19 protein-coding genes are annotated in these 16,012 nt (G+C 63.3%); 10 read left to right on the top strand and 9 right to left on the bottom strand.

The window, feature by feature from the left end:
• Positions 1-3 precede the first annotated feature (3 nt).
• The 6 genes from LB545_RS23345 to LB545_RS23370 form a co-directional block, all read right to left on the bottom strand.
• A complete protein-coding gene (locus LB545_RS23345; protein ID WP_140515304.1) occupies positions 4-474 on the bottom strand; it encodes a GNAT family N-acetyltransferase in 471 nt (156 codons plus the stop codon).
• A 28-nt stretch (positions 475-502) separates the two neighbouring features.
• Complete coding sequence (uvrA, locus tag LB545_RS23350) at positions 503-3,424, bottom strand: excinuclease ABC subunit UvrA (RefSeq protein ID WP_140515305.1); 2,922 nt, start codon at positions 3,422-3,424, stop codon at positions 503-505.
• Positions 3,425-4,132: 708 nt separating this feature from the next.
• On the bottom strand, positions 4,133-4,414 hold the full coding sequence (locus LB545_RS23355) for a hypothetical protein (protein WP_140560963.1): 282 nt from the start codon (positions 4,412-4,414) through the stop codon (positions 4,133-4,135).
• A 96-nt stretch (positions 4,415-4,510) separates the two neighbouring features.
• The gene (locus LB545_RS23360; protein WP_140498846.1) at positions 4,511-5,116 is read right to left on the bottom strand and encodes an ATP-dependent Clp protease proteolytic subunit; all 606 of its coding nucleotides are present in this window, start codon (positions 5,114-5,116) and stop codon (positions 4,511-4,513) included.
• A gap of 31 nt (positions 5,117-5,147) precedes the next feature.
• Entirely contained in the window at positions 5,148-5,651 is a 504-nt protein-coding gene (locus tag LB545_RS23365; protein WP_140761798.1) for an SRPBCC family protein, read from the bottom strand.
• A complete protein-coding gene (locus tag LB545_RS23370) occupies positions 5,648-5,962 on the bottom strand; it encodes an ArsR/SmtB family transcription factor (protein WP_140656346.1) in 315 nt (104 codons plus the stop codon). Before LB545_RS23370 ends, LB545_RS23365 begins: the two co-directional genes overlap by 4 nt.
• A 236-nt stretch (positions 5,963-6,198) precedes the next feature.
• On the opposite strand from LB545_RS23370, the gene LB545_RS23375 reads away from it, so the two are divergent.
• The 3 genes from LB545_RS23375 to LB545_RS23385 are packed head-to-tail and all read left to right on the top strand — an operon-like array spanning position 6,199 to position 7,613.
• Entirely contained in the window at positions 6,199-6,711 is a 513-nt protein-coding gene (locus LB545_RS23375) for a single-stranded DNA-binding protein (RefSeq protein WP_140498840.1), read from the top strand.
• Positions 6,712-6,751: 40 nt separating this feature from the next.
• Complete coding sequence (locus LB545_RS23380) at positions 6,752-7,165, top strand: DUF2306 domain-containing protein (RefSeq protein WP_140525355.1); 414 nt, start codon at positions 6,752-6,754, stop codon at positions 7,163-7,165.
• Positions 7,166-7,187: 22 nt separating this feature from the next.
• Positions 7,188-7,613 (top strand): OsmC family protein, encoded by a 426-nt coding sequence (locus tag LB545_RS23385; RefSeq protein ID WP_140498836.1) that lies wholly within the window; start codon positions 7,188-7,190, stop codon positions 7,611-7,613.
• 5 nt (positions 7,614-7,618) lie between these two features.
• On the opposite strand, the gene LB545_RS23390 is transcribed toward LB545_RS23385, so the two are convergent.
• Positions 7,619-8,248 carry a MarC family protein gene (locus LB545_RS23390; RefSeq protein ID WP_140498833.1) on the bottom strand — a complete coding sequence of 210 codons (630 nt, stop codon included), beginning with the start codon at positions 8,246-8,248 and terminating at the stop codon, positions 7,619-7,621.
• Between the two features lie 173 nt (positions 8,249-8,421).
• Complete coding sequence (locus LB545_RS23395) at positions 8,422-8,958, bottom strand: hypothetical protein (RefSeq protein ID WP_140525354.1); 537 nt, start codon at positions 8,956-8,958, stop codon at positions 8,422-8,424.
• Positions 8,959-9,045: 87 nt separating this feature from the next.
• Here LB545_RS23395 and LB545_RS23400 point away from each other — a divergent pair, with 87 nt between their 5' ends.
• Both LB545_RS23400 and gyrA read left to right on the top strand, forming a co-directional pair.
• Complete coding sequence (locus tag LB545_RS23400) at positions 9,046-9,876, top strand: helix-turn-helix transcriptional regulator (protein WP_140525406.1); 831 nt, start codon at positions 9,046-9,048, stop codon at positions 9,874-9,876.
• A gap of 183 nt (positions 9,877-10,059) precedes the next feature.
• Complete coding sequence (gene gyrA / locus LB545_RS23405; protein WP_140498829.1) at positions 10,060-12,858, top strand: DNA gyrase subunit A; 2,799 nt, start codon at positions 10,060-10,062, stop codon at positions 12,856-12,858.
• A 67-nt stretch (positions 12,859-12,925) separates the two neighbouring features.
• Here the strand turns inward: gyrA and LB545_RS23410 are convergent, their stop codons facing one another.
• A complete protein-coding gene (locus tag LB545_RS23410; protein WP_140498827.1) occupies positions 12,926-13,078 on the bottom strand; it encodes a hypothetical protein in 153 nt (50 codons plus the stop codon).
• A gap of 194 nt (positions 13,079-13,272) precedes the next feature.
• Here LB545_RS23410 and coaD point away from each other — a divergent pair, with 194 nt between their 5' ends.
• The 5 genes from coaD to LB545_RS23435 all read left to right on the top strand — a co-directional run.
• The gene (gene coaD, locus LB545_RS23415) at positions 13,273-13,773 is read left to right on the top strand and encodes a pantetheine-phosphate adenylyltransferase (RefSeq protein ID WP_140525353.1); all 501 of its coding nucleotides are present in this window, start codon (positions 13,273-13,275) and stop codon (positions 13,771-13,773) included.
• Positions 13,774-13,883: 110 nt separating this feature from the next.
• The gene (locus tag LB545_RS23420; protein ID WP_224518951.1) at positions 13,884-14,378 is read left to right on the top strand and encodes a peptidylprolyl isomerase; all 495 of its coding nucleotides are present in this window, start codon (positions 13,884-13,886) and stop codon (positions 14,376-14,378) included.
• A 27-nt stretch (positions 14,379-14,405) separates the two neighbouring features.
• Positions 14,406-14,918, top strand: a complete 513-nt coding sequence (locus tag LB545_RS23425) for a peptidylprolyl isomerase (RefSeq protein ID WP_140525351.1) — start codon at positions 14,406-14,408, stop codon at positions 14,916-14,918.
• Between the two features lie 12 nt (positions 14,919-14,930).
• Positions 14,931-15,380 (top strand): DMT family transporter, encoded by a 450-nt coding sequence (locus tag LB545_RS23430; RefSeq protein ID WP_140515312.1) that lies wholly within the window; start codon positions 14,931-14,933, stop codon positions 15,378-15,380.
• Positions 15,380-16,012, top strand: a 633-nt coding sequence (locus tag LB545_RS23435; protein WP_224705913.1) for an S-adenosylmethionine:tRNA ribosyltransferase-isomerase, incomplete at its 3' end; no start/stop codon positions are given. The genes LB545_RS23430 and LB545_RS23435, both read left to right, overlap by 1 nt.

The raw sequence follows: 16,012 nt of genomic DNA on the forward strand, positions 1-16,012 counted from the left end.
AAATCAGGCCGCCGTGACCTCGTCGACCGGCTTGGCCATGTCGACGAGCACCCATCCTGGCCGGTAGGGATTGGGCCGACGACTCGTTTCGCGATAGCCGTAGGCCAAATAGAGCGCGATGTTGCGCTCCATTTTCGCATTGGTGTAGAGACGCACCTCCGGCACGCCCCACAGACGCGCCTGCTGATCCGCATGTTTCAACAATGCGATGCCGAAGCCCTTGCCCTGAAATCCTGGCGCCACCGCGACGGAGAAGATCATCGCGTGGTCTTCGTGCCGCTCCTGGACGATCAGCCCGGCCAGGTCATCGCCGCTCTCCAGCAGCCAGACCTCGCCGCGCGCGATGCGCGGTGCATAGTCTTCCGTGACCGGGATCGGCGGCCCGCCCAACAGCGCGGTGTAGGACGCGTAGGCATCCGTGGTCAGAGTCATGACGGCGGTGACATCCGGGGCGAGGGCTTTCCTGATCTTCATTTCGAGGATTCCCAACGCCAGCCCGCTATCACTCCGCCGCTTCGCGCTTGCCTCCGGGGCGTCGCTCCAGCAATTCCTTGAGGAATTGGCCGGTGTAGCTGCGTTTTTCGCGCACGATCGCTTCCGGCGTGCCGGAGGCGACCAGCTCGCCGCCGCCATCGCCACCCTCGGGGCCGAGGTCGAGCACCCAGTCGGCGGTCTTGATCACTTCGAGATTGTGCTCGATGACCACCACCGTGTTTCCCTGGTCGACCAGTTCGTGCAGCACTTCCAGCAGCTTGGCGACATCGTGGAAGTGCAGGCCGGTTGTCGGCTCGTCGAGAATGTAGAGCGTCTTGCCGGTCGCCTTGCGCGACAGCTCCTTGGCGAGTTTTATCCGCTGCGCCTCGCCGCCCGACAACGTGGTTGCCTGCTGGCCGATATGGATGTAGCCGAGGCCGACCTGCTTCAGCGTGTCGAGCTTGTCGCGCACACCGGGCACCGCGGCGAAGAAATCAACGCCTTCCTCGACTGTCATGTCGAGCACGTCGGCGATCGACTTGCCCTTGAACAGCACGTCGAGCGTCTCTCTGTTATAGCGCTTGCCGTGGCAGACGTCGCAGGTGACGTAGACGTCGGGCAGGAAGTGCATCTCGATCTTGATGACGCCGTCGCCCTGGCAGGCCTCGCAGCGGCCGCCCTTGACGTTGAAGGAGAAGCGGCCCGGTTGGTAGCCGCGCGCCTTGGCTTCCGGCAGGCCCGCGAACCAGTCGCGGATCGGCGTGAAGGCGCCGGTATAGGTGGCGGGGTTGGAGCGCGGGGTCCGTCCGATCGGCGACTGGTCGATGTCGATGACCTTGTCGAGGAACTCCAGGCCCTCGATGCGGTCGTGCTCGGCCGGATGCTCGCGCGAGCCCATGATGCGGCGCGAGGCCGCCTTGAACAGCGTTTCGATCAGGAAGGTCGATTTGCCGCCGCCCGATACGCCTGTGACGGCGGTGAAGGTGCCGAGCGGAATTTCGGCGGTGACGTTCTTCAGATTGTTGCCGCGTGCGCCGACGACTTTCAGGCGGCGGTTCTTCTTCGCCTCGCGGCGAACCGCAGGTGTCGCCACTTCGAGCTCGCCCGAAAGGTATTTGCCGGTGATCGAATTCGGGTTGGCCATCACCTGCTGAGGCGTGCCCTGGGCAATGATTTCGCCGCCATGGATGCCGGCGGCCGGGCCGATGTCGACGACGTAGTCGGCATGCAGGATGGCGTCCTCGTCATGCTCGACCACGATGACCGTGTTACCGATGTCGCGCAGGTGCTTCAGCGTGTCGAGCAGGCGCGCATTATCGCGCTGGTGCAGGCCGATCGACGGTTCGTCCAGCACGTAGAGCACGCCGGTGAGGCCGGAGCCGATCTGCGATGCCAGCCGGATGCGCTGGCTCTCGCCGCCCGACAGCGTGCCGGAATTGCGCGACAAAGTGAGATAATCGAGGCCGACGTCGTTGAGGAAGCGCAGCCGCTCGCGGATTTCCTTGAGCACGCGCACGGCGATCTCGTTCTGCTTGTCGTTGAGCTGCGCCGGCAGGTCGGTGAACCACTGGTCGGCCTTGCGGATCGACTGTTCGGTCACTTCGCCGATGTGCTTGCCGGCGATCTTCACCGCCAGCGCTTCCGGCTTCAGCCTGTAGCCACGACAGGCCGGGCAGGGGGTGGCCGACATGAAGCGCTCGATTTCCTCGCGCATCCAGGCGGATTCGGTCTCTTTCCAGCGCCGCTCGAGGTTGGGGATGACGCCCTCGAAGGTCTTGGTCGTTTTGTAGGAGCGCAGGCCGTCATCATACTGGAAGGTGATCTCGCGCTCGCCTGTGCCGCGCAGGATGGCTTCCTGGGCTTCCCCGGTCAAATCCTTGAACTTGTCGCCGAGCTTGAAGCCGTAAGCCTTGCCGAGAGCCTCCAGCGTCTGCACGTAGTAGGGTGAAGTCGATTTCGCCCATGGGCTGACGGCGCCGTCGCGCAGCGAGACGTTCTCGTCGGGGACGACCAGATTGGGATCGATGGCGCGCTGGCTGCCCAGCCCGTCGCAGGTCGGGCAGGCGCCGAACGGGTTGTTGAACGAGAACAGCCTGGGCTCGATCTCGGGAATGGTGAAGCCGGAGACCGGACAGGCGAATTTTTCCGAGAACAGGATGCGCTCATGCGTCTCGTTCTTCGACTTGTTGACCGAATCCTCGCCCGTCTGACTGGCATCGAGCGGCTTATCGGCGAACTCCGCCACCGCCAGCCCCTCCGCGAGCTTCAGCGCGGTCTCCATGGAATCGGCAAGGCGCGTTGCGAGGTCGCCACGCACGACGATGCGGTCCACGACCACGTCGATGTCGTGCTTGTATTTCTTGTCGAGTGGCGGCACATCAGCGATCTCATAGAAGACGCCGTCGACCTTGACGCGCTGAAATCCCTTTTTCTGCAGCTCGAGCAATTCCTTGCGGTACTCGCCTTTGCGGCCGCGCACGATCGGCGCCAGGATGAACAGGCGCGTGCCTTCCTCGACCGCCAGCACGCGATCGACCATCTGCGACACCGTCTGGCTCTCGATCGGCAGTCCGGTGGCGGGCGAATAGGGTACGCCGACACGCGCGAACAGAAGCCGCATGTAGTCGTATATCTCGGTGACGGTGCCGACCGTCGAGCGCGGGTTCTTCGAAGTGGTCTTCTGCTCGATGGAGATGGCCGGCGAAAGGCCGTCGATCTGGTCGACATCCGGCTTCTGCATCATTTCGAGGAATTGCCGCGCATAGGCGGACAGGCTCTCGACATAGCGGCGCTGGCCTTCGGCATAGATGGTGTCGAAGGCAAGCGACGATTTGCCGGAGCCCGACAGGCCCGTCATGACGATCAGGCTGTCACGCGGCAGGTCGAGATCGACATTCTTCAGATTGTGTTCGCGCGCCCCGCGAATGGAAAGATATTTATGGTCGGCCATTGCCGGTCGCCGCCTCAGATCTGGAATTTGTGGGATCGGCGGGTTTTCCCCGGCCGTCCCCTATGTAGGTATTTTTGCCGCCGCGTCGAGAGACGCCACAATTCTCGACCAAGTCGTTTAACCGTCTTTCGGGCGGACGGGCAAGCGGAAAGAACAAAGACCGAACACGCTCCTGACAAAAGCGGTGGAGCAGGCGGCGTGGTTCCCATCAGGGGATATGTCGCTCGATCACATTTTTTCCGATCGGACATCGAGCGGTTGACGTCCCCGGCTGAGGGGAGCAGACTCCACACGTCAATGAAGCCGGCTGTCTTTCGATGGCCTCGTCGCCCAAAGGCGGCCTGCGAGACGCCGCGGACTATTGCGATCAGTGCTTCTGACGACGATTGTCGCAATGGACACAGGAGTGGAGCATGACGCCACCGGACAGTCCCTTGAGGCTCCAGCAGTGACTGGAGCCGCGGCAGGCATGAATGCCAGGGAGACGCGAGCGCCTTCCGGCGTGACCCTGCCGGATGCACCAAAATCAGAGACTACTGGTCGGATCGTCGGCTGAACGCCGCGAAGCATCCGAAATCGAAAGCCGGTAAAACATTCCCGGCGAAAGATTGGATTATAGATCCAGAAAAGCCCCGTCCGTTTGCTAAAAGCACGGCGGGGCTGCTCTTTTGGGGGAACGCGGAGGTAATGACGGCCCCGACATGTCAGCTACCGCGGCGGTTTGATCCCGCCGGCGCCGACATCGACCGTGATGCTGCCGGAAATCCTGACATCGGTATCGCCGATCTTGAACCGGCCGTTGCCGTTGGCGGGGAAGGCGTCATCGGGTTCGGGCTGCGGGGCCGGCTTGGCGATGCGATAATCGCCGGCCACACCGGGCAGGCTGCCTTTCTGGCTGTCGTTGGCAAAGGCGCCGCCGGCCAGCATGAGCGCACCGGCGAAAATAGTGACGGCAAGACGCCAAGGTTGGAATAAGCGGCTGTCGATCATCGGCCGGTTATAGCGCCGCCCCGCCGAGGTGGCCAGACCGGCGGTCATCAAATCGCCGGACGGCGGGGCCGTCGCAATTCATCGTGCTTGTGCCGGTCACGCCGCCTTTTTGCGGGTGTCGTAGACATGATCGACGAGACCCCATGCCTTCGCTTCCTCGGCGGTCATGAAATAGTCCCGGTCGAGCGTGCGCTCGACCTCTTCATAGGTGCGGCCGCAATGGCGCGCATAGAGCTCGGTCATCTGCCGCTTGGTGCGCAGAATGCCTTCGGCGTGACGCTGGATGTCCGATGCCTGACCCTGGAAGCCGCCCAGCGGCTGGTGCAGGACGAGGCTGGCGTTGGGCAGCGCGATGCGCCGTCCCGGCGTGCCAGCCATCAGCAGGAACGAAGCCATCGAGGCGGCAAAGCCCATGCACACCGTCGACACCGGACAGCTGACATATTGCATGGTGTCGTAGATGGCGAAGCCGCTGGTCACCACGCCGCCAGGCGAGTTGATGTAAAGCGAGATCTCCTTGTCGGGATTATCCGATTCCAGCGACAGAAGCTGGGCGCAGACCAGCGCCGACATGCCGTCGTTGATCTCGCCGTTGATAAAGACGATGCGCTCGCGCAGCAGCCGCGAGAAAATGTCGAAGGCGCGCTCGCCGCGGCTCGACTGCTCGATCACCATCGGCACCAGATTGGCAAAACCGGTCATCGTCTCTCTCCGTTTTTCATGTGTCGGCCACTCAAGCGGCGCGCTGCAGAAGGCAAAATGAATTGGCTGCGGGGCGGCGGCCGGAGGCACGCGCAGCGAATGAAAGCCGGCAGCCGGCGCCTGCCATGGTCACCATGGGCCTGGCGGCGGATGTCGCCGCACGGGCAAAGCCTTCATGTATAATATGCAGATGCGTGCCGCCCGAAACGGTGCGGGCGAGCGTGAAGGTGACGATGCTGTCGAGCGGGTTCCGTTCCTCGTCGGGCCGCGGCTGTTGCCGCCAGGAATAGCGAAGCCTTTTTCCGGGCTCGGCATCGAGGATCTCGCATTCGATCGGCGCATCCGGCCCGGCAAAGGCGAAATTGCTGCCGATCTCAGGATTGATGTCGTTGGGCATCATCCAGGCCGCAAGCAATTCGGGCACGGTCAGCGCCCGCCATACCTTTTCCGGCGGCTCGGGGAGATCGCACTCGAACTCGATCGCGTCGGGGGCGGTCCGCGCAGGGCTTTCGTCGGTCACTGGTGCGTGCGTCATTGGTCCATATCCTTGAGAACCGTCCTTAGTTTTTCGATGCGCTCGGGCCAGAACGTCCGGTAGCGTTCGATCCAGCCAAGCAGCGGGTCGAGCCCTTGCGGATCGGCGCGGTAATAGGCGTTGCGGCCCGCCCGCCGCTCGACCACCAGGCCTGCGCTGCGCAGCACCGCCAGGTGCTGCGACACAGCCGGCTGCGACACCGTCATGCCGGTGCGCAGCTGCGACACCGTCATCTCGCTGGTGGCGAGGCGTTCATAGACGGCGCGTCGGGTGGGGTCGGCCAGCGCCCGGAAAATCTCCGCTTCGATCATGGCGAAAGCATAAGTCGATACTTATCGGTTTGGCAAGCGATGTTTTACGGCCCATATGAAGGGAAGCTGGCGGCTCCGGCATTACTGCCATTCCTTGACAATGAGCGGCGATGCATATAGGAACGAAAAGAGAACAAAAACCTTGTGGGAAAAGGCAGCCACAGCAGGCAACGGGTGTGCGCAACCTGTAAGGTGCTGCGACAAAAATTTGTTTCGGACGAGCGCGGAGAAGTATCATGGCGGGTAGCGTCAACAAGGTCATTCTGGTCGGCAATCTCGGAGCGGATCCGGAGATCCGCCGCCTGAATTCGGGCGAGCCGGTCGTCAACATCCGCATCGCAACATCGGAAAGCTGGCGCGACAAGAATTCCGGCGAGCGCAAGGAAAAGACCGAGTGGCACAATGTCGTCATCTTCAATGAGGGCATCGCCAAGGTTGCCGAGCAGTATCTGAAGAAGGGCATGAAGGTTTATGTCGAGGGCCAGTTGCAGACACGCAAATGGCAAGACCAGACCGGTGCCGACAAATACACGACGGAAGTCGTGCTGCAGAGATTCCGCGGCGAGCTGCAGATGCTGGACGCGCGCGGCCAGGGTGAGGGCGGCCAGGTCGGGGGTTATTCCGGCGGCGGCAGCCGTGGTTCCGATTTCGGCCAGTCCGGCCCGAACGAAGGCTTCAATCGTGGCGGCGGCGCTCCCAAGGGCGGCGGCGGTTCGTCGCGCGAGCTGGACGACGAAATTCCGTTCTGAGCATCGACACGGCGTGACGGGCATTTGAGGAGAGGGCGCGATGTCGCTCGGACCGCTCCTATCGGCACGTCCTCCGATCCCATGGCATGCGCTCGCGGCCTTTGCCGCGCTGGCGATAGGCGGCGTGCAGCTGGCGCTGCCGAAAGGCACGCTGCGCCACCGCGCGATGGGCTATCTCTGGGCGGCGCTGATGCTGGCCGTCGCCATCTCGAGTTTCTGGATCCAGCAGATACGGCTCATTGGCCCTTTCAGCCCGATCCATCTCTTGTCGATCCTGGTGCTGGTCACGGTGCCGCTGGCGGTCTGGCATGCACGCAATCACCGCGTCGCCAAGCACCGCAAGGCGATGATTGCGTTGTATATCTTTGCACTGGTGGGTGCCGGTGTCTTTACGCTGGTGCCCGGCAGAATCTTGCACGACGTGGTCTTCGGCGTCGCGCAAGCCAGACCGTGATCCCGAGTGGAAGGAATATCAGTTGAAAGCACGCATCAAATGGGTCGAGGAACGCACCTTCGTCGGCGAGTCCGGCACAGGCCATAAGGTCGTACTGGGGACCGCGTTCGGCCCTGAAGGGAGAACGCCGGGGCCGAGCCCGATGGAACTGGTGCTGATCGGCACCGGCGGCTGCTCGGCCTATGATGTCGTCCATATCCTCGAAAAGGGGCGCGAGGCGATCGAGGACTGTGTGGTCGAGCTCGATTCCGACCGAGCCGAGACCGATCCCAAGGTGTTCACCCGCATTCATATGCATTTCATCGTCAAGGGCAGGGCGCTGTCGCCCGACAAGGTGAAGCGGGCGATCGATCTCTCGATCGAAAAATACTGTTCGGCTTCGGCCATGATGTCCAAAACCGCCGCCATTACCCACGATTTCGAAATTATCGACACGACGGCAAAATAAGCGGCCTATGAGGCCATCAGCGCCTTGATGCCGTCAGCCACGAACTGGACGGCAAGTGCCGCCAGGATAACGCCGAGCAGGCGGGTCAGGATCGAACGGCCGGTCTGGCCGAGGATGCGGTCGATGCGCTCCGAGAGCACGAACACGAGATAGGTGATGGCGAGGCAGACGAAGATGATGCCGACCAGTGCCGCCTGGGCGCCAAAACCCTGAAACGAGCCGGAGAGCAGCACAGTCGCCGAAATCGCGCCAGGGCCGGCGATCAGCGGGATCGCCAGCGGGAAAGCGGCGATGTTGTGGATCATGTCCTTGGTGATGGCGACGTCGCCGATCTTCTCCTTGCGGTCTTGCCGGCGCTCGAACACCATTTCGAAAGCGATGAAGAACAGAAGGAACCCGCCGGCGACGCGGAATGCCGGCAGCGTGATGCCGAACACCGACAGGATCGACGCGCCGGCAACCGCGAACAGCGCCATCACAAGGAAGCCAATGACCGAGGCGCGGACCGAGACCTGCTGGCGCTCCTCGCGGTTCATGCCGCGCGTTATCGCCAGAAACAGCGGCGCCAGCCCGGGCGGGTCGATGGTCACCAGAATGGTGACGAAGGCGTTGAACAGGCTGTCGAAACTCGGCATCTCTCACCCCTCCCGCCGGGCCGAGCCCGCATCCCGACATTGGTAGAGCAAAGCAGGGACGGAGGAAACCGGCTGGGGAGAGGCGGCTCGCGAACTCTGCGAAAGCCGGCTGGGCCGAGGGAGACGCGAAAGAACGCAGGGAATGCCTGAGTTTGCGTCGCGGGCTTGCTTGATCAGGTACGGCCAGAGCGCCGCGCCAGGAACTCCACTTCGAGCCGCCATGTCGCGCCATTGTCGTGCGAGCGCTCGCCGAGCCAGCGGAAGGAATTTTCCGTGATCCGTGAAAAGCTCCAACGTACGGAGGAACCGGTGCCGTCGGCGCCCACTTGGACAATCGTTTCGCCCTCGGCGCGGCCGAGTTGGCGGCTGTAGTATTGGTTTCGGGGATCGCTCCAAAAGATATGCCAGGCGTTTGCGCCGGGATCGTAGACGCGCAAGGTCGTGCCATAAAAGGTCCATTTGCCGAGAGAAGGCGAGGGGCCGGCATCGCGCGCGGGCAGGATCCAGACGTCCTGGATCGCGCGGCCTTCCAGCACCCAGCCGAAATGCACCTCGCCGCGTCCGGTCAGCACGGTGCCGTCCTCGAGATGACGGCTGGCATCGAAAGTCCAGGCGCCGACGAAGCGACCGTAGAGATCCAAATTCTCGGCAAAGCCGGGGGCTGGCCCGTCGCTGTGCAGGGCTTCGGTAAAAGTGGGCTGGTTGGTCATGGCTGGTGCCTTCATGCTGTCAGGAGGCCGCAAGCGATAGGCCGGGGCAGGGTTCTGCGCTTGGGAAAAATTGCTATCTTTCAGGCTATGACGACGAGCGACAGGATCATTGCCTCGGGGCCAGGCTGGCAGGTGTCGGACGTGGTGTGCACGGCCGGCGCCGGCGACCGGCCGTTCGAGGAGGAGCACCGGACGTTCTGCGTCGCCGCGGTGACCAGCGGCACCTTCCGCTATCGCGCCAGCCAGGGCACCGCGATGCTCGCGCCAGGCGCGGTGCTGCTCGGTAATCCCGGCACATGCTACGAATGCGGCCACGAGCACGGCGCCGGTGACCGCTGCCTCTCCTTCCATTTTGCTCCGGCCTATATGGAACGGATCGTGGAGGACGTACCGGGCGCCAGAATGCTGGCCTTCAAGACGCCGCGCTTGCCGCCCCTGCCGGCGCTGATGCCGCTGCTGGCCGAAGCGGAGGCCGCGCGCGATGTGGGCGAAACCGCTGCTTTCGAGGAACTCGGCTTGCGCATTGCCAGCGCAGCAGTCGCCGCAAGCTCAGGGCGCACCAAGATGGCGCGGACACCCAGCGGCCGCGACCAGAAACGGGTCGCGGAGGCGGTTCGGCGTATCGAGATCGATGCCGATCAGCCGCTTTCGCTGGCCGTGCTGGCGCGGGAGACGGCGACCAGTCCGTATCATTTCCTGCGCACATTCCGGCAGATTGCCGGAATGACCCCCTACCGGTTTCTGCTGAGGACCAGGCTGCACCGGGCAGCAGTGCGGCTCCACGCTTCGGACAAGGCGATCTCGACGATCGCCTTCGAGGCGGGCTTCAACGACCTGTCAACTTTCAATCGCCGCTTCCGGCGCGAAATGGGCGAGACGCCCGGCAGCTATCGCGCCCGCCGCGCGGGCCGCCGCTAACACGAGATGGCGGGCCTTTGCGTCGACGGCTCCGAAAAGCACATCGGCCATATCGTCGCAATCACCGGTATCCTTTTGAAATCACCGCCAAAATCGACACGGGAAAAGTGCCGTCGACATTGGAGTTTCGGCCCGGCTTCCTATATATACGGCAAGTGATTCCTGTTTAGATTGTGATCCGATTTGACCGACCAAAAAACACCGCGCGGCGCCGACGGCGGCCCCACCGGCATCGAGCCGATTTCGATCATCGAGGAGATGCAGCGATCCTATCTCGATTACGCCATGAGCGTGATCGTCAGCCGCGCGCTGCCCGACGTGCGCGACGGCCTGAAGCCGGTGCATCGCCGCATTCTCTTCGCCGCGCATGAGAGCGGCTATCACTGGAACCGCAAATATGTGAAGTCGGCGCGCCCGGTCGCCGACGTGATGGGTAAATACCATCCGCATGGCGACGCCTCTATCTATGACGCCCTGGTGCGCATGGCGCAGGACTGGTCGCTGCGCGTGCCGCTCATCGACGGGCAAGGCAATTTCGGCTCGATCGATGGCGATCCGCCGGCGGCTATGCGCTACACCGAGTCGCGGCTGACCAAGGTCGCGCATGAGCTGCTGGAGGATATCGACAAGGATACGGTCGATTTCCAGGACACTTACGATGCTTCCGGCAGCGAGCCGAAGGTTCTGCCGGCGCGCTTTCCCAATCTGCTGGTCAATGGCTCGGGCGGCATCGCCGTCGGCATGGCCACCAACATCCCGCCGCACAATCTGGGCGAAGTCTGCAACGCCGCGATCGCCATCATCGACAACCCGGCCATCGACCTGCCGGCGCTGATGGAAATCATTCCGGGGCCGGATTTCCCGACCGGCGGCATCGTGCTCGGCCGCTCCGGCATCTACAGCGCCTATTCGACCGGCCGCGGCTCCATCGTCATGCGCGGGAAGGTCAACATCGAGGCCCGCGGCAATGACCGCGAATCGATCATCATCACCGAGGTTCCCTACCAGGTGAACAAATCGTCGATGATCGAGAAGATGGCCGAACTGGTGCGCGACAAGCGCATCGAGGGCATTTCCGACATTCGCGACGAGAGCGACCGCCAGGGCTATCGGGTCGTCGTCGAGCTGAAGCGCGACGCCGTGGCCGACGTCATCCTCAACCAGCTCTATCGCTTCACGCCGCTGCAAACCTCTTTCGGCGCCAACATGGTGGCGCTGAATGGCGGCAAGCCCGAACTGCTGACGCTGACCGACATGCTGAGAGCATTCGTGTCCTTCCGCGAGGAGGTGGTCACCCGGCGCACGAAGTTCCTGCTGCGCAAGGCGCGCGACCGGGCCCACGTGCTGGTCGGCCTCGCAATCGCCGTCGCCAACATCGATGAAGTGATAAAACTGATCCGCACAGCGCCCGACCCGCAGACGGCGCGCGAGCAGTTGATGGAGCGGCGCTGGCCGTCCGGCGACGTCGAATCGCTGATCCTCCTGATCGACGACCCGCGCCACCGCATCAACGAGGACGGCACCTACAATCTGTCCGAGGAACAGGCGCGCGCGATCCTGGAGTTGCGCCTGCAGCGCCTGACGGCACTCGGCCGCGACGAAATCGCCGACGAGTTGAACACGATTGGCGCCGAGATCGTCGATTATCTCGATATCCTGTCGTCCCGCGCCCGCGTCCAGCAGATCGTCAAGGACGAGCTCGCGGCCGTGCGCGACGAATTCGGCACGCCGCGCCGCACCGAACTGAGCGAAGGCGGCGCGGACATGGAAGACGAGGACCTGATCCAGCGCGAGGACATGGTCGTGACGGTGAGCCATTCCGGCTACATCAAGCGCGTGCCATTGTCGCTCTACCGGGCGCAACGCCGCGGCGGCAAGGGCCGCTCGGGCATGTCGACCAAGGAAGAGGATTTCGTCACCCGCCTGTTCGTGGCCAACACGCACACGCCGGTGCTGTTCTTCTCTTCGCGCGGCATCGTCTACAAGGAGAAGGTCTGGCGCCTGCCGATCGGCAATCCGCAGTCGCGCGGCAAGGCGCTGATCAACATGCTGCCGCTGGAGCAGGGCGAGCGCATCACCACAATCATGCCGTTGCCGGAAGATGAGACGAGCTGGGGCGAGCTCGACGTGATGTTCGCCACCACGCGCGGCACGGTGCGCCGCAACAAGCTCTCCGACTTCGTCCAGGTCAACCGTAACGGCAAGATCGCCATGAAGCTGGAGGAGGAGGGCGACGAGATCCTCGGCGTCGAGACCTGCACCGACAATGACGACGTGCTTCTGACCGCCAGCTCCGGCCAATGCATCCGCTTTTCCGTCGGCGACGTGCGCGTCTTCCAGAGCCGCAACTCGGTCGGTGTGCGCGGCATCGCCATGGCCGAAACGGACCGCGTCATTTCGATGGCCGTCATCGAGCATGTCGATGCGCCGCCGGCCGAACGCGCCGCCTATCTGAAGCGCGTGGTGGCCGAACGGCGCCTGGCCGCCGGCATCCCGGCAGGCGAGGAGGAAGAGATCGCGTTGACCAACGAAGAGGTCGGCGAGGAGGCGGAGCTGTCGGACGAGCGCTATGAGTTCCTCAAGGCGCATGAGCAGTTCGTGCTGACGGTGACGGAATACGGCTACGGCAAGCGCTCATCGTCCTATGATTTCCGTCTGACCGGACGCGGCGGCAAGGGCATTCGGGCCACCGACGTGTCGAAGACGGCCGAGATCGGCAGGCTGGTGGCAACCTTCCCGGTCGGCAATGACGACCAGATCATGCTGGTGTCCGACGGCGGTACCGTTATCCGGGTGCCGGTCAATGGCATCCGCTTCGCCAGCCGCGCCACCAAGGGCGTGACCATTTTCAACACGGCGGAAGGCGAGAAGGTGGTTTCGGTCGAGCGGATTTCCGAGCCGCAATCGGACGAGGAAGAAATCGTCGAGGTTGGTGCCGAGATCGATCCGGCGGCCGATGCCGGCCCGGATGATGCGCAATAAGTCTGGCTTGGACAGACATGGCAACGCCGGCCAATCGGCCGGCGCGTCGCAACAAATTCAGGCTAGTTCAATAGTGACGGTGAGGCTTGCGGGGGCCGAACCCTTCGAAGCGTTTGGCGTTGGTCTTGATGCGGACGCGCTGGGCCTCCTGATGCAGCCCGAATACAGTGGCGATCAGCATGGCGACGGTCATTGCAGTGGCGAGCATGTAGATCAGCATGTGCGTGTTCTCCTGCGCTCTACAACGCTTACATGGGACTTTGGTTTCATCTTCTTAAAGGGGCAAGGTAGTGAACGCTGCGTGAAGCGTTCGTGATCGGCGCATTCATCTGTCGTTCATCCCTGCAAAAAGGTTCAAGGGGATCGCATCAATGAGATTTGCCTTCCGTCCGCGCGCCCGTTAGAAGCACCGGCATGAACGAACGAATTGCCCTTTATGCCGGCTCCTTCGACCCGTTGACGAACGGCCATCTCGACGTGCTGAAGGCGTCGCTGGCCGTGGCCGACATTGTCTATGCGGCGATCGGTATCCATCCCGGCAAGAAGCCGCTATTTTCCTTCGAGGAACGGGTCGAACTGATCGAGGCCGCGACCAAGGCCGAATTTGGCCGCGACGGCACGCGCATCAAGGTGGTCGCCTTCGACGGGCTGGTCATCGATGCGGCCAGGAAACAGGGGGCCTCGATCATGATCCGCGGCCTGCGCGACGGCACCGATCTCGACTACGAGATGCAGATGGCCGGCATGAACGAAACCATGGCGCCTGAGCTGCAGACGGTTTTTCTGCCCGCCAGCCCCTCGGTGCGCACCATTACCGCCACACTTGTGCGCCAGATTGCCTCGATGGGCGGCGACATCCGCCCCTTCGTGCCGGCCGCGGTCGCCGGTGCACTCGCCGCCAAATTCACAAAATAGGGTTCTCGGAGAAGACCATGCAGCTGAAAAAGCTCGCCTCGTTCCTCGTCGTGCTTGCCGGTCTCGTGACAGCATCGGCCTCGGCCTATGCCGCCGACCCGGAAAACACCATGATCATCACCCTGAAGGACGGCGATGTAACCATCGCGCTGCGTCCCGATCTCGCGCCCAAGCATGTCGCGCAGATCAAGAAGCTGGTGCGTGAGCATGCCTATGACAACGTCGCCTTCCACCGCGTCATCGACGGCTTCATGGCGCAGACCGGCGACGTCAAATTCGGCAACATGAACAAAGGCTTCAACGCCCAGGCTGTCGGTACCGGCGGCTCCGACCTGCCGGACCTGCCGGCGGAATTCTCGCAGACCGAGCACTACAAGCGCGGCGTGGTCGGCATGGCACGCTCGCAGGATCCGAATTCGGCAAACTCGCAGTTCTTTATCATGTTCGCGCCGGCGCCGCCGCTCGACGGCCAGTACACGATCGTGGGCAATGTCGTCAGCGGCATGGAACTGGTGGACCACATCAAGAAGGGCGACGAGGCCGACAACGGCACGGTCACCGATCCCGACCGGATGATCAAGGTGCGCATCGCCGCCGACAAATAGTTTTGTTTTTTGAAAAGGATATCAGACATGGCCGACATCAAGGATCGCGAAAACGCGCTCATCATGGAAACGACCAAGGGCAAGGTCGTCATCGAAATGCTTCCCGACCTGGCGCCCGGCCATGTCGCCCGCATCAAGGAACTGGCCCGCGAAGGTGCCTATGACGGCGTGGTCTTCCACCGCGTCATCGAGGGCTTCATGGCGCAAACCGGCGACGTCAAGTTCGGCAATTCGAGCAAGCCCTCTTTCGCGCCTTCTCGCGCTGGCATGGGCGGTTCCGACAAGCCGGATCTCAAGGCCGAATTCTCCAATGCCAACCACGGCCGCGGCACCTGCTCGATGGCGCGCTCGCAGAATCCGAACTCGGCCAATTCGCAGTTCTTCATCTGCTTCGACGATGCAGCCTTCCTCAATCGCCAGTACACGGTCTGGGGCCAGGTCATCGAAGGCATGGACAATGTCGACAAGATCAAGCGCGGCGAGCCGGTGCAGGATCCCGACAAGATCGTGTCGCTGAAGGTCGCGGCCGACGTCAAGTAAGGCGACAGGACAATGATGGGCGTCGTCTGGTCGCTTCTCGGCATCCTGTCCGGCGCCTTCATTGCCATTCAGGCGCCGATCAATTCGCAGTTGGCGCGCGGCCTGGGGCTCCCGGTCGCGGCTGCCGCGTTTTCGTTCCTGTCGGGCGCCATCGTGCTCGGCATCATTGCCGTCGCGGTGGTGAGGCTGCAAGGCATCTCGCTCGACTGGAAGGCGCCCGCGCCGTGGCTGTTCATCGCCGGCGGCATGCTGGGCGGCTTCTACGTCACACTGTCCACCATCCTGACGCCACGCATCGGCGCCGCCGCGCTGATGGCGTTCCTGGTGGCGGGCCAGTTGCTGGCGGGCATGCTGATCGACCGCGTCGGATTCCTCGGCGTCGCGGTTCGCGAAATCTCGCTCGGCCGCGTGGCCGGCGCGGTGCTGCTTCTGGCCGGGGCGTTGCTTATCAGGCTCTTCTGATGCGTGTCGATCTGTTCGATTTCGACCTTCCGGAAGAGCGTATCGCGCTTCGCCCGGCAGAGCCGCGAGACAGCGCAAAGATGCTGGTGGTCAGGCCGGGCGAGGGGTTTTCGGACCGGGCGGTCCGCGACCTGCCTTCCCTGCTCCAGGCTGGTGACGTGCTGGTCTTCAACGACACCAAGGTCATCCCGGCGCAACTCAAAGGTATCAGGCGGCGCGGCGAGGCGGCGGCGCAGGTCGAAGCCACATTGCACATGCGGATGGCGCCGGACCGTTGGCTGGCCTTCATGCGGCCGGGCAAGCGCGTTGCCGTCGGCGACCGCATCCATTTCGGCCATGACGGCAATTCGTGCTTCCTCGGCCAGCTTGACGCCACGGTGATCGAAAAGGGCGAGGCGGGCGAGGCGCTGCTCGGCTTCGACCTGTCGGGCCCTTTCCTCGACGAGGCGCTGCATGCGGTCGGCCACATCCCACTGCCGCCCTATATCGCCTCGAAGCGCGACGACGACGAGCGCGACCGGGCCGACTACCAGACCATCTATGCCCGGGAGGAAGGCGCCGTCGCAGCACCCACGGCGGGCCTGCATTTCACGCCGGAGCTGTTTGCGGCGCTCGACGCCAAGGGCATCGAG

The sequence above is a fragment of the Mesorhizobium sp. BR1-1-6 genome (assembly GCF_020165355.1).
Classification (GTDB): domain Bacteria; phylum Pseudomonadota; class Alphaproteobacteria; order Rhizobiales; family Rhizobiaceae; genus Mesorhizobium.

Bases quoted from the DNA above. Each gene is read 5' to 3' on its own strand.
- LB545_RS23345 (WP_140515304.1), bottom strand. From the start codon at position 474: ATGAAGATCAGGAAAGCCCTCGCCCCGGATGTCACCGCCGTCATGACT.
- uvrA (WP_140515305.1), bottom strand. From the start codon at position 3,424: ATGGCCGACCATAAATATCTTTCCATTCGCGGGGCGCGCGAACACAAT.
- LB545_RS23355 (WP_140560963.1), bottom strand. From the start codon at position 4,414: ATGATCGACAGCCGCTTATTCCAACCTTGGCGTCTTGCCGTCACTATT.
- LB545_RS23360 (WP_140498846.1), bottom strand. From the start codon at position 5,116: ATGACCGGTTTTGCCAATCTGGTGCCGATGGTGATCGAGCAGTCGAGC.
- LB545_RS23365 (WP_140761798.1), bottom strand. From the start codon at position 5,651: ATGACGCACGCACCAGTGACCGACGAAAGCCCTGCGCGGACCGCCCCC.
- LB545_RS23370 (WP_140656346.1), bottom strand. From the start codon at position 5,962: ATGATCGAAGCGGAGATTTTCCGGGCGCTGGCCGACCCCACCCGACGC.
- LB545_RS23375 (WP_140498840.1), top strand. From the start codon at position 6,199: ATGGCGGGTAGCGTCAACAAGGTCATTCTGGTCGGCAATCTCGGAGCG.
- LB545_RS23380 (WP_140525355.1), top strand. From the start codon at position 6,752: ATGTCGCTCGGACCGCTCCTATCGGCACGTCCTCCGATCCCATGGCAT.
- LB545_RS23390 (WP_140498833.1), bottom strand. From the start codon at position 8,248: ATGCCGAGTTTCGACAGCCTGTTCAACGCCTTCGTCACCATTCTGGTG.
- LB545_RS23395 (WP_140525354.1), bottom strand. From the start codon at position 8,958: ATGACCAACCAGCCCACTTTTACCGAAGCCCTGCACAGCGACGGGCCA.
- LB545_RS23400 (WP_140525406.1), top strand. From the start codon at position 9,046: ATGACGACGAGCGACAGGATCATTGCCTCGGGGCCAGGCTGGCAGGTG.
- LB545_RS23410 (WP_140498827.1), bottom strand. From the start codon at position 13,078: ATGCTGATCTACATGCTCGCCACTGCAATGACCGTCGCCATGCTGATC.
- coaD (WP_140525353.1), top strand. From the start codon at position 13,273: ATGAACGAACGAATTGCCCTTTATGCCGGCTCCTTCGACCCGTTGACG.
- LB545_RS23420 (WP_224518951.1), top strand. From the start codon at position 13,884: ATGATCATCACCCTGAAGGACGGCGATGTAACCATCGCGCTGCGTCCC.
- LB545_RS23425 (WP_140525351.1), top strand. From the start codon at position 14,406: ATGGCCGACATCAAGGATCGCGAAAACGCGCTCATCATGGAAACGACC.
- LB545_RS23430 (WP_140515312.1), top strand. From the start codon at position 14,931: ATGATGGGCGTCGTCTGGTCGCTTCTCGGCATCCTGTCCGGCGCCTTC.